The sequence below is a fragment of the Pelagibius sp. genome (assembly GCF_028289705.1).
GTDB lineage: Bacteria > Pseudomonadota > Alphaproteobacteria > Kiloniellales > Kiloniellaceae > Pelagibius.
In genome coordinates, this window is record NZ_JANQOI010000169.1 from 13,943 (window position 1) to 29,226 (window position 15,284).

Below are 15,284 nucleotides of genomic sequence, written 5' to 3' on the forward strand. Positions count from 1 at the left end.
CTTAGATCCGGTGGGTCGCCATGAACAGCTTCATTCTCATTGCCATCCTGCTGACGCTGGCGTCCTTCGGCTACATGTTCGGGCAACGCCGGGCGCGCTCGGTCAGCGGCGGCCATCCCTCGACCCTGCACTCGCGGCCGCCCTACTACGGCCTCTACGTGGCCCTCTGGTGCGGCATTCCCAGTCTGGTGCTGATGGCGCTCTGGCTGATCATCGAGCCGCGGGTCGCCGAGTGGATGCTGGTCAACAGCCTGCCGGCGGACGCCAAGGCCCTGTCCCCCGAGCGCCTGTCCCTGCTCATCAACGACGTCAAGAACCTGGCCTCCGGCAACATCGTCAGCCGCGAGGTCGACACGGCGCTGCAGAGCGCGGCCGACGGCTACGCGACCGTGCGCCAGGTGGGCAACGCGGCCATGGTGGTGGTCGCCATCGCCGTGGCGCTGGCCGGGCTGGCCTTCGCCCGCAAGCGTATCGCGCCGACCCTGCGCGCGCGCAATCTGGTCGAGCGCACGGTCAGCATCCTGATGATCATCGCCTCGACCATCGCCATCCTGACCACTGTCGGCATCGTGCTGTCGCTGCTCTTCGAGGCCATGCGGTTCTTCGCCCGGGTCCCCTTCACCGAATTCCTCTTCGGGCTGGAATGGAGCCCGCAGACCGCGTTGCGCGCCGACCAGGTCGGCGCCTCCGGCGCGTTCGGCGCCATTCCGCTGTTCGCCGGCACCTTGATGATCACCTTCATCGCCATGTGCGTCGCCGTGCCCATCGGCCTCTTCTCGGCGATCTACATGTCGGAATATGCGCCGCCGCGGATGCGCGCCATCGTCAAGCCGATGCTGGAGATCCTGGCCGGTGTGCCCACCGTCGTTTACGGCTTCTTCGCCGCCCTCACGGTCGCGCCCTTCATCCGGCGCACCGGCGAGTCCCTGGGCCTGTCGGTTTCCTCGGAGTCCGCCCTGGCCGCCGGCATGGTGATGGGGATCATGATCATCCCCTTCGTTTCCTCGCTCAGCGACGATGTGATGAACGCGGTGCCGCGGGCCCTGCGCGACGGCGCCTATGCGCTGGGCGCGACGAAGTCGGAGACCATCAAGCAGGTGATCTTCCCGGCAGCGCTGCCCGGCATCGTCGGCAGCCTGCTGCTCGCCATGAGCCGGGCCATCGGCGAGACCATGATCGTGGTCATGGCCGCGGGCCTGGCGGCCAATCTGACCGCCGATCCGCTGGAAGCCGTGACCACCGTCACGGTGCAGATCGTTACCCTGCTGGTCGGCGACCAGGAGTTCGACAGCGCCAAGACCCTGGCGGCCTTCGCCCTGGGCCTGGTGCTCTTCGCCGTCACCCTGACCCTCAACGTCATCGCCCTGAACGTGGTCCGGAGGTATCGAGAGAAGTATGACTGATAGCACGGCACCTGCTGCGCTCATACGCCGCGCCGACCTCTCGGAAGGGCGGTTGAAGCGCCGCTACGCGGCAGAGAAGCGATTCCGCCTCTATGGTCTGGTGGCCATCTTCGCGGCGCTGGGAATCCTTGGGCTGCTCATCGGCACCATCGTTCTGAACGGCTATACCGCCTTCGTGCAGACCCACCTGGCGGTCCCCGTCTACCTCGACCCGGAGGTCATCGACCCGCAGGGGACCAACGACCCGGAGATCATCGCCCGGGCCGACTTCCAGGGCCTGATCAAAAAGAGCCTGCGCGAGCGCTTTCCCGAAGTGACCGGCCGGCGCGACCGCATCAAGCTCTACGGCATCGTCTCCAACGGCGCCGGGCTGGACGTCCGCGACCGGGTGCTGGACGATCTCTCCATCATCGGCACCAACCAGACCATCTGGGTGAAGTCCTCCGACGATATCGACAGTCTGGTGAAGGGTTACATCGATCGCACGCTGCCTGAGTCGGACCGCCGGGTGAAAGATAACGAGATTGTCTGGATCGAATCCTTCGAGGCGGACAACGGGGTCGAGACTCGGTTCAACACAACCTTCTTCACCGCCGGCGACTCCCGCGAGCCGGAGCAGGCCGGCATCTGGGGCGCGGTGGTGGGCTCCTTCTTTACCCTGCTGATCACCCTGGCCCTCACCTTCCCGGTCGGCGTGCTCTCGGCGGTCTACCTGGAGGAGTTCGCGCCGAAGAACAAGTGGACCGACCTGATCGAGGTGAACATCAACAACCTGGCCGCGGTGCCCTCGATCATCTTCGGCCTGCTCGGCCTCGCCGTGTTTCTCGGCTTCTTCGGGTTGCCGCGCTCGGCCCCCCTGGTCGGCGGCATGGTCCTCGCCCTGATGACCCTGCCCACCATCATCATCGCCGGGCGCGCCGCCCTGAAGGCCGTGCCGCCCTCGATCCGCGAAGCCGCCCTCGGCGTCGGCGCGTCGCGTTTGCAGGTGGTCACCCATCACGTGCTGCCGCTGGCGCTGCCCGGCATCATGACCGGGACCATCATCGGCATGGCCCAGGCCCTGGGCGAGACGGCGCCCCTCTTGATGATCGGCATGGTCGCCTTCATCGTCGACGTGCCCGGGGGCGTCACCGACCCGGCCACCGTGCTGCCGGTGCAGATCTTCCTTTGGGCCGACGCGCCGGAGCGCGCCTTCGTCGAAAAGACCAACGGCGCGATCATGGTGCTCCTGGCCTTCCTGATTTTCATGAACGCGCTCGCCGTCCTGCTGCGCAAGCGCTTCGAGCGTCAGTGGTAGAGAGAGGGAAAAGAGAATGGAGAGCGTGATGGAAGCCGTCGCAGACGCCACAGCCTCGCAATCGGCCCTGCGCCCCTCACCGAAGATGAGCGCGCGCAATGTGGACGTCTACTACGGCCAAACCAAGGCCCTCAAAGAGGTGGACCTGGACATCGGCGAGCACCAGGTGACCTCCCTGATCGGACCCTCCGGCTGCGGGAAATCCACATTCCTGCGGTGCCTCAACCGGATGAACGACGTGATCGACGGCTGCCGGGTCGAGGGCGACATCGCGCTGGACGGGGCCGACATCTACGATGCGCGCCTGGACGTGGTGCAGCTCCGCGCCCGGGTCGGGATGGTGTTCCAGAAACCCAATCCCTTCCCCAAGTCGATCTACGACAACATCGCCTATGGGCCCCGCCTGCACGGCATCGCCGAAAGCAAGTCGGAGCTGGACGACATCGTCGAGATCAGCCTCACCCGCGCGGGGCTTTGGGAAGAGGTAAAGGACCGCCTGGCATCGCCGGGCACCGGTCTGTCGGGCGGTCAGCAGCAGCGCCTCTGCATCGCCCGCGCCATCGCGGTGAACCCGGAAGTGATCCTGATGGACGAACCCTGTTCGGCGCTCGACCCCATTGCCACGGCGAAAATCGAGGAACTGATCGACGAACTGCGGCAGAACTTCACCATCGTCATCGTCACTCACTCCATGCAGCAGGCCGCCCGCGTCTCGCAGAAGACCGCCTTCTTCCACCTGGGAATCCTTGTGGAGGTGGGCGACACCGAGCAGCTCTTCACCAATCCGCGCGACGAGCGGACCCAGGGCTACATCACCGGACGCTTCGGCTGATACCCGGTCAATGCGATAGCCCACCCCTCACCGCGAAGCCCGAGGACCCGCCTTTATGAACAGCGAACACATCGTCAAGTCCTTCGACGAGGAACTGCAGCAACTGAATGCCGTGGTGCTTCGCATGGGCGGCGTGGCCGAAGCACAGCTTGCCGGGTCCATCGACGCCCTGGTGCGCCGCGACACGGCGCTGGCCGAGAAGGTCGTCGAGGGCGACGAGGCGGTCGACCAGATGGACCTGGAGCTGGACGAGAACGCGGTGCGGACGCTCGCCTTGCGCCAGCCCATGGCCAACGACCTGCGCGAAGTCATCTCCGCCCTGAAGATCTCCAGCGATCTGGAACGCATCGGCGACTACGCGAAGAACATCGCCAAGCGCACCATCGCCCTCAATCAGTTGGCGCATCACGAGGCGGCGCGCTCCATCCCGCGCATGGCCAAACTGGTGCAGGCGATCATCAAGGACGTGCTGGACGCCTATGCCAATCACGACTCCGGCCGCGCCATGGACGTCTGGCACCGCGACGAAGAAGTCGACGAGATGTACACCGCCTTGTTCCGCGAGCTGCTGACCTACATGATGGAGGACCCGCGCAACATTACGCCGTGCACCCATCTGCTGTTCGTCGCCAAGAACATCGAGCGGATCGGCGATCACGCAACCAACATCGCGGAAACCACCTACTACCTGGCCACCGGCAAGCGCATCGAGGGCGGTCGCCCGAAGAGCGACACCACGAGCTTCCAGGTGGTCAGTCCGGAAGACGAAGGGGCGGAGGGCAAGAAGAGAAAGGAGAAAAAGGGAGCGTGAAACCTCTGGTTCTGATCATCGAGGACCAGGAAGCCCTGGTCACCATGTTGCGCTACAACCTGGAAGGCGCCGGCTTTCGCGTGAACAGCGCCGGCGACGGCGAAGAGGCACTGGTCGCGGCCGCCGAAGAGGTGCCGGACCTGATCCTGCTGGACTGGATGCTGCCGCTGATGTCCGGGATTGAGGTCTGCCGCCAGTTGCGCAGCAAGCCCGACACCCGGCGGGTGCCCATCATCATGCTGACCGCCCGCGGCGAGGAGACCGACAAGCTGCGCGGTCTCGACAGCGGCTGCGACGACTACATCACCAAGCCCTTCTCGCCGGCCGAGCTGATCGCCCGCATCCACGCGGTCCTGCGCCGCAGCAAGCCTGAGCTCAGCAGCGAGATGCTGACCTTCGAGGATCTCGCCATGGATCTGGCGGCGCACCGCGTGCGCCGCAACGGCCACGACATCCATCTCGGGCCGACGGAGTTCCGCCTGCTGCGCCATCTGATGCAGAACCCGGGGCGGGTCTTCACCCGCGAACAGCTTCTCGACTCGGTCTGGGGCCGCGATGTCTACGTGGAGCCGCGCACCGTCGACGTGCACATCCGCCGGCTGCGCAAGGCCCTGAACCAGGACGGCAGCAACGACCTGATCCGCACCGTGCGCTCCGCCGGTTATTCCCTGGATCGGCCCGGCCACTGAGCCGCACCGCTCTCGTCAAGACACCTATCGGATCGACGAAGGGCTCCAGGCCACAGCGACCGTGCCCTCGATCGTCGGCGCCGCGGTGAAGCCCAGCTTGCGGCAGAGCCCGAGCATGGCCGTGTTTTCCGAGAGGACGGTACCGCAGACCTGGCCGATGCCGCGCTCCTGGGCGTAATCCAGGATCGCCTCCATGAGCGCTGAGCCCAGGCCTTTCCGCTTGATGTCGGAGCGGACCAGGATGGCGAACTCGGCGCGGGCGTTGTCCGGATCGGCGGCAAGGCGCACGACGCCCAGCCCATCGCCGCCGGGTTCCCCGGACGCAAAGGCCGCCAGCGCCATCTCCCGGTCGTAGTCGAGCTGCGTCAGCCGCGCCAGCATCTCGTCCGAGAGATCGTTCAGCGGCATGAAGAAACGCATGCGCACATCTTCGGGGTCCAGCCGCCGAAAGGCTTCGCGCAGGCCCATCGCATCGCTGGGCCGCAGGGGCCGGATGAAGATCGGCCGCCCCTGGGGCAGGGTCAGCGCCCGCTCCAGTTCGCGCGGGTAGGGCCGGATCGCCAGCCGCGCCGTGGCCGCCGCCGCCGGATCGCGGCGGGCCGCCACCCGCACCCGGGCGTCGAGGGCGATCACCCCCTCGGCATCCGCCAGCAGGGGATTGATGTCCACCTCGGTGATCTCCGGCAGGTCGGCGACGATCTGCGACAGGCGCACCAGGGCCCCGGCAATCTCCGCGATGGCGGCCGGCGGGCGGTCGCGGTAGCCCTTGAGCAGGCGATAGACCTTGGTCTCCGCCATCATCGCCTCGGCCAGCATCGGGTCCAGCGGCGGCAGGGCAAGGGCCTTGTCGGCGATCACCTCGACGGCGGTTCCGCCCTTGCCGAACAGCATCACCGGCCCGAACTGGGGGTCGTCGACGACCCCCAGGATCAGTTCTTCGGCCTGCGGGCGCCGGCACATGGCCTGCACGGTGAAGCCTTCCAGCCGCGCTTCCGGCAGCGCCGCCGCGATCCGCTGGTTCATCGCCTCGGCCGCCCGGGTGACCGCCTCCGCACCCTCGAGATCCAGGGCGACGCCGCCCAGGTCGCTCTTGTGGGTGATGTCGCGCGACAGGATCTTCAGGGCCACCGGACCGCCGATGTCCGCCGCCGCCGCGCCGGCCGCCGCCGGGTCGGCAACCACCCGGGTGGCGACCACCGGAATCCCGTAGGCCTGGAGCAGCGCTTTGGCCTCCGCTTCGCTCAGCCACTCCCGCACTTCGCCGAGAGCGCCCGCCAGGATCCGCTGCGCCGTCTCCCGGTCCGGTTCCCCGACCTCCCGTTCGGGATGGGGTACCCGCATCAGCAGCGCCTGGTTGCGGCGGTAGTGCTCGAGGTGCATGAAGGCGCGCACCGCCTGTTTCGGCGTGGGATAGCCAGGGATGCCATGGCGGGCGAAGAGGGACCGCGCCTCCGCCACCGCCTGCTCGCCGACCCAGGCGGTCAACACGGGGCGGGCGGAAGGCGGGGCCGCGGCCAGGGTTTCGATCACCGCCTCGGCGGCCTCCGTGGCCGAGGCAACCGCCGTGGGACAGTGCATGACCAGGGTGGCATCGGCGTTGTGGTCCTGCAGCAGGGCCTGCAGCGCCGCGCGGTAGCGTTCGCCCGGCGCGTCGCCGATGATGTCCACCGGATTGGCGCCGCTCCAGGTCGCCGGCAGGCAGGCGTCCAGCGCCGCCTTGGTCTCCGGCGCAAGCTCGGCAAGCCGCCCGCCCTCGTCAATCAAGGCATCCGTCGCCAGAACCCCCAGGCCGCCGCCATTGGTGAGGATGGCGAGATGCCCGCGTCCGTCGGGCCGGTGCCGCACGGCGGAGAGGTTGGCCAGGGTCTCGGCGGCATCGAACAGCTCCTCCAGGCTGTAGACCCTGAGCATGCCGGCGCGGGCGAAGACGGCGTCGTAGACCGCATCGGCCCCAGCCAGCGCCCCGGTGTGGGAGGCCACGGCCTTCGCCCCCTCCGCGTGGCGCCCGCCCTTGACGACGATCACCGGCTTGTTGCGCGCGGCGATGCGCCCGGCGGAGAGGAACTTGCGCGCCTGGGCGACGGACTCGATGTAGAGCAGGATGGCATGGGTGTCGGCGTCCATCGCCAGATAGTCCAGCAGGTCGCCGAAATCGACGTCGGACTTGTCGCCCAGGGACACGACTTTCGAGAAGCCGATGCCGCGCGGGGTGGCCCAGTCGAGCATGGCCGTCACCATGGCGCCGGACTGGGTGACGAAGGCCAGATTGCCGGGCAGCGGGGCGATGTGGGAGAAGCTGGCGTTGAGCCCTATCTCCGGCACCATCATGCCCAGGCAGTTGGGCCCGACGACGCGCAGCAGATGCGGCCGGGCGGCATCGAGGATGGCCTGGCGCCGTTCACCGCCCAGACCGGCGGTGATGATTACCGCCGCGCGGGTGCCGCGGGCGCCGAAGTCCGCGACGAGGCCGGGTACGCTCTCCGGCGGGGTGGCGATGACTGCCAGATCCGGGGTCTGCGGCAGGGCCTCCACCGAAGAATAGGCGAGCACGCCTTCGACCGACTCATGGCGCGGATGCAGCGGCAGGATCGGGCCCTGAAAGCCGCCGGAAAAGAGGTTGCGGGCGAGCACGGCCCCCAGCGATCCGGCCCGCCGGCTGGCGCCGACGATGGCCACGGACTGCGGTTCGAAGAGCGCATCGAGATTGCGGATGGTCACCGGAGTCTCACATCCTTTTATTGTTTGAAAACAAAGCTTTCCGTCACCTCCAGCCTAGCACGGCGGGATGACGGAATGATGATCCGGATCAGCGTCCGAGGGTGCTTTTGTAAGCGGCTTCCGCTTCGGCCCCGAAGACGCAAAAGACGACCCGCTCGACGGCCTCTTCCTCGGCCAGATAGGCACGCACCGTCGCCACCGCAATCTCTGTCGCCCGGACCAGCGGGAAACCGTAGACGCCGGTGGAGATCGCCGGAAAGGCGAGGGAGCGGGCGCCGATCTGCTTGGCGATCTTCAGGGAAGTGCGGTAGCAGGAGGCGAGCAGGGCCTCCTCGTTCTGCCCGCCGCCGTGCCACACCGGCCCGACGGCATGAATGACGTAGTTCGCCTTCAGATCGAAGCCGTCGGTATGCACCGCATCACCGGTCTCGCAGCCACCGATCCTGGCGCAGGCTTCGCGCAGGTTCTTGCCCGCGGCGCGGTGGATCGCCCCACAGACCCCGCCGCCCGGCTGCAGCCGGGAATTGGCCGCATTGACGATGGCGTCGACATCGAGCTGGGTGATGTCGCCGGGATGGATCTCTATGCGGGTGTCAGGGGTTCCCTTGGGCGCTTCGCTCATGGACCGCCTCCTCCGATCGATCCGGTGCGGCGTCTTGCTGCCGCTGATGGCGCATAAGATAGAGCACCAGAAGGATCGCCGGAATACCGAGGACGGAGGCGTAAATGAAAAAGAAAACGTAGCCCTCGGAATCGACGATGGCGCCTGAGAAGCCAGCTACCAGCTTTCCGAAGAGCGTGAAGAGTGAGGAGAAAAGGGCGTACTGTGTGGCCGTGTAGTGGCGATTTGTCAGGCTGGAGAGGTAGGCGATAAAGGCTGTACCTGCGATCCCGGCCGAGAGATTGTCGGCGGAGATGGTCATGACCAGTAGCCAAATATCCGGCCCCTGGGTGGCAATATAGGCAAAGAGCAGGTTGGTAGCCGCAACCAGCAGCGCGCCGAGAAACAGAACGCGCATGATGCCGACGTGTGCGACCAACACGCCGCCTATGAGCGCGCCCGCAATGGTGACGAAGATGCCGAAGGTCTTGGTCACGTTGGCAATATCGACCTTGGTGAAACCCATGTCGTCATAGAAGACGTTGGCCATAACACCCATGGTGATATCGCTGAGGCGATAGACCGAAACGAAAGCAAGAATGATGATTGCGAAGTGCCCGTTGCGTCTGAAGAAGTCGGCGAAGGGGCAAGCCACCGCGCCGTAGAACCAGCCAGCCAGACGCCGTCTGCGATCGGTGAGGTTCGTTTGCGTCGCCATAAAGGCGACAACGTGGTCCTCTTCCAGAATCGATCCGGTTTTTCGGCTGGCCTCAGGCTCGCGAATGATCAGGACCGTGGCCATGCCGATCAACATCAGCGCCGCCATGACGCTGTAAGACAGCTGCCACGACCAGAATTCCGCCAAATAGAGCGCGCCGGCGCCGGCGGCAAGCAGGCCGATGCGGTAACCCAGCTGATAGGTCGCCGCCATGCCGCCTTGCAGGTCATCGGGCGCCGCTTCGATACGATAGGCGTCGATTGCGACGTCCTGGGTCGCCGAGGAAAAGGCGACCCAAAGCGCGGCCAGCGCCACCGCGACCACCCAGATGCGGTCCGGCGAAACCACATTGATGAAGCCGTTGTCCGGCGACACGATCGCCTCGGCCTGCAGATTGATGACGGTGATGGCAAGTAGGCCAATGATTACGCCAATCTGACCCACCAGGATCCAGCTTCGCCGCTTGCCGAGAAGCCGTGTCAGATAGGGTATCGCCAGGTGATCCACGACCGGCGCCCAGAGCACCTTGATCGAAAAGGTGATTCCGACCCAGGCGAAAAAGCCGACCGACGTGCGCGTCACGCCGGCGTCACGCAGCCAGAGCGAAAGGGTGGAAAACAGAAGCAGGAACGGGAGACCGGCGGAGAAGCCGAGAAACAGCATGCCGATGACGCGGGGATGGGCATAGACCTCGAAAGCCTCGCCCCAGGAGCGGCGTTTCGTTTCGGCGGCTTCAGACGGCATCCTTGATCCGGCTCTCCTTCTTGCGGGCGTGGGGGTCGAGCAGGCGCTTGCGCAGGCGGATCGATTTGGGCGTCACCTCCACCAGCTCGTCGTCGGCGATGTAGGCCAGCGCTTCCTCCAGGCTCATCACTCGCGGCGGCGTCAAACGCACGGCCTCGTCCTTGCCGGCGGCGCGGATGTTGGTGAGCTGCTTGGCCTTCATCGGGTTGACTTCCAGGTCGTTGCCGCGGCTGTGCTCGCCGATCACCATGCCCTCGTAGACCGGCTTGTTGGGTTCGACGAAGATCTCCCCCCGTTCTTCCAGGTTCCACAGCGCATAGGCCACCGCCTTGCCGTTGCCGTTGGAGATCAGCACGCCGTTGCGCCGGCCCTGGATCGGCCCCTTGTAAGGCGCGTAGCCGTGGAACAGACGGTGCATGATGCCGGTGCCGCGGGTGTCGGTGAGGAACTCCCCGTGATAGCCGATGAGGCCGCGCGCCGGCGCCAGAAAGGTGATGCGGGTCTTGCCGCCGCCCGAGGGGCGCATGTCGGTCATCTCCGCCTTGCGCAGACCCATCTTCTCCACCACCACGCCGGCATAGGCCTCGTCCACGTCGACCTGCACCTCTTCGATGGGCTCCAGGCGCTGGCCGTTCTCCGGATCGGGGCGGAACAGCACCCGGGGGCGGGAGATGGAAAGCTCGAAGCCCTCCCGGCGCATGGTCTCGATGAGCACACCGAGTTGTAGTTCGCCGCGCCCCGCCACCTCGAAGGCGTCCTTGTCCTCGGTCTCGGTGATGCGGATCGCGACATTGCCCTCGGCCTCGCGCAGCAGGCGGTCGCGGATCATGCGCGACGTCACCTTGTCGCCCTCCTGCCCGGCCAGCGGCGAGTCGTTCACCGAGAAGGTCATGGCCAGCGTCGGCGGATCGATGGGCTGGGCCGGCAGGGCCGTCCCGGCCTCCGGCGCGCAGATGGTGTCCGCCACCGTGGCTTCGCTGAGGCCCGCCACGGCGACGATGTCGCCGGCCGAGGCCGCGTCGATGGGCTCGCGCTTCAGCCCGCGGAAGGACAGCAGCTTGGTGAGGCGCCCGCCGGTGAGCGTCGTCCCGTCGCGGCGCAGCACCTTCACCGGCATGTTGAGCTTCGCGGTGCCGCTGTGGATCCGCCCGGTAAGTACCCGGCCGAGGAAGTTGTCCGCCTCCAGGGTGGTGGCCAGCATGGCGAAGGGCCCGGCCGGATCGGCCTGCGGCGCGGGAACGTGGTCCACGATCAGGTCGAAGAGGCTGCGCAGGTCCTTGCGCTCGTCCTCCAGATCCGCCACCGACCAGCCCTGCTTGGCCGAGGCGAAGAGGGTGGGGAAGTCGAGCTGCTCGTCGGCCGCCTCCAGCGCCACGAAGAGGTCGAAGACCTGGTCGTGCACCCAGTGGGCGCGGGCATCGGGCTTGTCGGCCTTATTGATCACCACGATGGGCCGGAGGCCGCGGGCCAGGGCCTTGGCGGTGACGAACTTGGTCTGCGGCATCGGCCCTTCGGAGGCGTCGACCAGCAGCAGCACGCCGTCGACCATGGAGAGGATGCGTTCCACCTCGCCGCCGAAATCGGCGTGGCCGGGGGTGTCGACGATGTTGATCTTGGTCTCGCCCCAGGTGACCGCCGTGCACTTGGCGAGGATGGTGATTCCGCGCTCCCGCTCCAGATCGTTGGAGTCCAGCGCCCGCTCCGCCACCTGCTGGTTGCTGCGATAAGCGCCGGACTGCTTCAGCAGCTCGTCCACCAGGGTCGTCTTGCCGTGGTCGACGTGGGCGATGATCGCGATATTGCGGATGTCGCTCGCTTGTACCGTCATGGTGCTTTTACCGTCATGCCGCCGTCACGCGCGCTGGGCCTGCGCCAGGCCGAGCTGGCCGGAGACCAGCGTTGCCAGGTTCTGCTCCGGGCGCGCGCCGACATGGGAGATCACCTCGGCCGCCGCGATGGCGCCCATGCGCCCGCTGTCGTAGAGGCCGTAGCCGTTGGTGATGCCGTAGAGGAAGCCGGCGGCGAAGAGATCGCCGGCGCCGGTGGTGTCGACCACGGCGGGCACCGGGGCGGCATCCACCACATGCACCTCCTCTCCGCTGACGATCACCGCGCCCTTCTCGCTGCGGGTCAGCGCCGCCGTCTCGCAGGTGGCGCGCACGGCCTGCAGGGCCGCATCGAAGTTCGGCACATCGAAGAGGCCGCAGACCTCCTCCTCATTGGCGAAGACGATATCGACATGGGCGGCGATGAAATCCTTGAGCTCCGCCTTGTAACGCTCCACCAGGAAGGGATCGGAGAGGGTGAGGGAGATCTTGCGCCCGGCGCCATGGGCCAGGTGCGCGGCCCGCAGGAAGGCGGCCTTGGCCGAGGGCGAGTCCCAGAGATAGCCCTCCATATAGGTGACGGCGGCGGCCTCGACCTTCGTCAGATCGACATCCTCCGGGGCGAAGTGGACGGCAGCCCCCAGGAAGGTGTTCATGGAGCGCGCCGCATCGGGGGTCACCAGGATCATGGAGCGCCCGGTGGCCGGCCCCGTGGTCGCATGGGCCGTGTCGAAGGCCACCCCGGCGGCGCGGATGTCGTGGGTGAAGATGTTGCCGAGCTGATCGTCGCGGACCTTGCCGAGAAAGGCGGCCTTGCCGCCCAGGGAGGCGACGCCCGCCGCGGTGTTGCCCGCCGAACCGCCGGAAACCTCCACCGCCGGACCCATGGCGTCGTAGAGCTGGGTGGCCCGATCCTCGTCGATCAGGGTCATGCTGCCCTTGGGGATCTGGTGGGCGGCGAGAAAGGCGTCCTCGGCCTTGGTCAGAATATCCACCAGGGCGTTGCCGATGGCCACGACATCAAGCTGCGCTGCCGTCATCGATCTTCCTGCTTTCGTCCGTGATCGTCGCTCCGGCGGGCCCGAGGCACCGCCCCTTTCGCACCGCTGTCCAACAGCGGGCCTCCACGCTCCACGCCCCTGCCGGGGCCTGCGCGGTCCGGCCCCCTTTTAGAGCCAGAGCCGCGCGGCGGCAAGCCCGGTGGGTCCCGTCTGACCGCACGGCCAGCTCCCTTGTCGGAGCCGCTGGGGCGGGTTACATAACCGGCCATGTTTCAAGCCCTCTCCCGCGCCGTCCGGCAATCCTTCGATCCGGCATTTCGCAGCGTTTTCAACCGCTCGCTGCTGTTCTCCCTCGTCACCTTCATCGCCGTCTGGCTGGTCTCCTGGTTCGCCCTGGACTGGGCCGGCGCCTGGCTGGTCGCCTGGATGCGGGACTGGGCCGGCGAAGGCTTCTGGGTCGGGCTGCTGGAGTGGCTGGTCGATATCGCGGCCATCGGCGCCATCGCCGTCGCCTCCTTCTTCCTCTTTCCGGCCGTCATGGTCTCGATCATGGCGCTGCTCCTGGAGGAGATCGCCGCCGCGGTGGAGCGGCGCCACTACCCGGAATTGCCCCCGGCCCGGGCCCAGCCAGTCTCCGAAGCGATCCTCGGCAACCTGATCTTCGTCGCGGCAACCTTAATACTTAATTTACTTGTGTTACCGCTTTACTTGATTCTGATCTGGATACCGCCGCTCAACCTGGTTTTGTTCTATCTCTTGAACGGATATCTCCTGGGCCGGGAGTATTTCGAACTGGTGTCCGTGCGGCGCCTCGCTCTGCCGGAAAGCCGCAGCCTGCGCCGCCGGTTTCGTGGCAAGGTGATCCTCGCGGGGGTGGTTATTACCTTCCTGCTAACCATTCCATTGGTAAACTTGGTGACACCGATTGTCGCCACCGCTTTCATGCTGCACGTTTTCGAAGACCTTCGCCGGCAGGCGGCATGAAACCGGGAGCGGACGGAACGGGATCGAGGCGGCCACAAGAGCCGGAAAGGACAGTCTATGTTTGGTAAGCGCAAAGGCAGCGGCTCCTCCCATGGCCCCAACGGCGAGCAGAACGCGGTAGAGTCCGGTCCGCTCACCAGTTCCTTGCCCAATTCCTTGCCCGGCCACCCGGAGGGGGACCCCGCCGCCGAGAGCCGCAATGCCGAACTCGCCGCCAAGCCCTCGGTCGGCCTGGCCGGCATCAAGGCGCCGCGCCGGCCCGAGCCCCGTAGCGCCGGGGCCGTTGAGGGGCGCAAGCTGGTGGTGGGGCGCGAAATCTGCCTCTCCGGCGAGATCAAGACCTGCGAGAAGCTGGTGGTCGAAGGCCGGGTCGAGGCCGATCTGAACGACAGCCAGAGCCTGGAAATCAGCGAACCCGGTCTGTTCAAAGGCCACGCCACCGTGGAGGACTGCGAGGTGCGCGGCACCTTCGAGGGGGAGCTGACCGTCACCGGCTGCCTGGTGATCCACGAGACCGGCCAGGTCAGCGGCAAGATCCGCTACACCGATATCGAGATCGTCAAGGGCGGGCGCCTGAGCGGCGACATCGACGCCCTGGAGGTCTCGCTGAAAGGGCGCCTGCGCGGCGAGGGGCCGAAGCTGGCCCACAGCAGCGATGCGCCCGACCAGCAAAGCAAGACCCAGGCCGGCACCGCCGGCAGCAAGGCCGGCTGACGGCGATGCGGCGCGCCGGGCGCAGCTCCGCCCTCCTCTCGAGCCTGCTGCTCGGCGCCCTGGCGCTCAGCGCCTGCCAGACCACCAACACCGCCGGGCCGAAGACAGCGAGCCCGCCGGCGGCCCCCGTTGAGGCCGTCCCGGCGCCTACAGTAAGCGCCGCTCCAGATGCAGCAACGCCGGCGCCCGCGCCGGCACCGCAGATCGTGGCCCGGCCGCCGGCCGCCGCGCCGCCGGAGCCGGTGATCGACGACGACCCCAAGCAGCTCATGGGCCTCGACCGCGGCGCCGTGACGGCGCTGCTCGGCCAGCCCAGCCTGGTGCGCCGCGAGAAACCGGCGGAAATCTGGCAGTACGTCACCGCGGACTGCGTGTTCGACGTGGTGCTCTATGAGCGAGGGCCGCAATACCGGGTCACCTACCTGGAGGCCCGCGACGCGGCGGCCGACCGCCTGGAGCTGCGCCCCTGCCTCAACGGCCTGCTGCGCGCCCGCATGGACGCGCCGGTGAGTTAACGTCGTTTCGACTGCCGTCGAAGCGGTTCCAGCCCGCTCCCCCACCCGGCCACCCAGCGCCAGTATCCTATGGGTGGCCGGGTGGGGGAGCGGGCCGGCACCGAGAAACACAAAAAGAGCTAGCCGGCCTTTCGTTTCACCATCTTCGCGACCCTTTTTTTGGCCGCGGCCTTCTTCGTCTGGTTGGCCGGCGCCTCAAACGTGGTCTTGGCCTTGAAGGCACAGAGGTCGTGCACCACGCAGGCCGGGCAGTCGGGCTTGCGTGCCTTGCAGACATAGCGGCCGTGCAGGATCAGCCAGTGGTGGGCGTGTAGCTTGCGGTCCGCCGGCACCACCTTTTCCAGCTTCTGCTCCACCGCCAGCGGGGTCTTGCCCGGCGCCAGGCCGGTGCGGTTGCCGACCCGGAAGATGTGGGTGTCGACGGCGATGGT

At 67.1% G+C, this 15,284-nt stretch carries 14 protein-coding genes; 8 read left to right on the forward strand and 6 right to left on the reverse strand.

Annotation, left to right across the window (positions count from 1 at the left end):
- Positions 1–20 precede the first annotated feature (20 nt).
- The 5 genes from pstC to phoB are packed head-to-tail and all read left to right on the forward strand — an operon-like array spanning position 21 to position 5,032.
- Entirely contained in the window at positions 21–1,403 is a 1,383-nt protein-coding gene (gene pstC, locus Q0996_RS21010) for a phosphate ABC transporter permease subunit PstC (protein WP_299624455.1), read from the forward strand.
- A complete protein-coding gene (gene pstA, locus Q0996_RS21015) occupies positions 1,396–2,700 on the forward strand; it encodes a phosphate ABC transporter permease PstA (protein WP_299624458.1) in 1,305 nt (434 codons plus the stop codon). Before pstC ends, pstA begins: the two co-directional genes overlap by 8 nt.
- A gap of 28 nt (positions 2,701–2,728) precedes the next feature.
- Complete coding sequence (gene pstB, locus Q0996_RS21020; RefSeq protein ID WP_299624461.1) at positions 2,729–3,532, forward strand: phosphate ABC transporter ATP-binding protein PstB; 804 nt, start codon at positions 2,729–2,731, stop codon at positions 3,530–3,532.
- Between the two features lie 55 nt (positions 3,533–3,587).
- The gene (gene phoU / locus Q0996_RS21025) at positions 3,588–4,343 is read left to right on the forward strand and encodes a phosphate signaling complex protein PhoU (RefSeq protein ID WP_299624464.1); all 756 of its coding nucleotides are present in this window, start codon (positions 3,588–3,590) and stop codon (positions 4,341–4,343) included.
- The gene (gene phoB, locus Q0996_RS21030; RefSeq protein ID WP_299624466.1) at positions 4,340–5,032 is read left to right on the forward strand and encodes a phosphate regulon transcriptional regulator PhoB; all 693 of its coding nucleotides are present in this window, start codon (positions 4,340–4,342) and stop codon (positions 5,030–5,032) included. The genes phoU and phoB overlap by 4 nt, the downstream gene beginning before the upstream one ends.
- Positions 5,033–5,056: 24 nt before the next feature.
- Here the strand turns inward: phoB and Q0996_RS21035 are convergent, their stop codons facing one another.
- From Q0996_RS21035 to Q0996_RS21055, 5 genes are all read right to left on the reverse strand, one after another.
- Positions 5,057–7,750, reverse strand: a complete 2,694-nt coding sequence (locus Q0996_RS21035) for a bifunctional acetate--CoA ligase family protein/GNAT family N-acetyltransferase (RefSeq protein WP_299624469.1) — start codon at positions 7,748–7,750, stop codon at positions 5,057–5,059.
- Between the two features lie 88 nt (positions 7,751–7,838).
- Positions 7,839–8,372: an O-acetyl-ADP-ribose deacetylase gene (locus Q0996_RS21040; protein ID WP_299624472.1), complete on the reverse strand. Its 534-nt coding sequence runs from the start codon at positions 8,370–8,372 to the stop codon at positions 7,839–7,841.
- Positions 8,344–9,813, reverse strand: coding sequence for an MFS transporter (locus Q0996_RS21045; RefSeq protein WP_299624475.1), 1,470 nt, complete (start codon positions 9,811–9,813; stop codon positions 8,344–8,346). The genes Q0996_RS21040 and Q0996_RS21045 overlap by 29 nt, the downstream gene beginning before the upstream one ends.
- Positions 9,803–11,641 carry a translational GTPase TypA gene (typA, locus tag Q0996_RS21050; protein WP_299624478.1) on the reverse strand — a complete coding sequence of 613 codons (1,839 nt, stop codon included), beginning with the start codon at positions 11,639–11,641 and terminating at the stop codon, positions 9,803–9,805. Before typA ends, Q0996_RS21045 begins: the two co-directional genes overlap by 11 nt.
- 24 nt (positions 11,642–11,665) lie before the next feature.
- Positions 11,666–12,679: an adenosine kinase gene (locus tag Q0996_RS21055; protein WP_299624481.1), complete on the reverse strand. Its 1,014-nt coding sequence runs from the start codon at positions 12,677–12,679 to the stop codon at positions 11,666–11,668.
- 228 nt (positions 12,680–12,907) lie between these two features.
- Between Q0996_RS21055 and Q0996_RS21060 the strand changes: the two genes are divergently transcribed.
- Genes Q0996_RS21060 through Q0996_RS21070 form a run of 3 tightly spaced genes read left to right on the forward strand, consistent with a single transcriptional unit; the run spans position 12,908 to position 14,853 of the window.
- Entirely contained in the window at positions 12,908–13,624 is a 717-nt protein-coding gene (locus Q0996_RS21060; RefSeq protein ID WP_299624484.1) for an EI24 domain-containing protein, read from the forward strand.
- A 57-nt stretch (positions 13,625–13,681) separates the two neighbouring features.
- A complete protein-coding gene (locus Q0996_RS21065) occupies positions 13,682–14,338 on the forward strand; it encodes a polymer-forming cytoskeletal protein (RefSeq protein WP_299624487.1) in 657 nt (218 codons plus the stop codon).
- A 5-nt stretch (positions 14,339–14,343) separates the two neighbouring features.
- Positions 14,344–14,853 carry a hypothetical protein gene (locus Q0996_RS21070; protein WP_299624490.1) on the forward strand — a complete coding sequence of 170 codons (510 nt, stop codon included), beginning with the start codon at positions 14,344–14,346 and terminating at the stop codon, positions 14,851–14,853.
- A gap of 119 nt (positions 14,854–14,972) precedes the next feature.
- Here the strand turns inward: Q0996_RS21070 and nth are convergent.
- The coding region (nth, locus tag Q0996_RS21075) for an endonuclease III (protein WP_367575677.1) at positions 14,973–15,284 on the reverse strand (312 nt) is incomplete at its 5' end.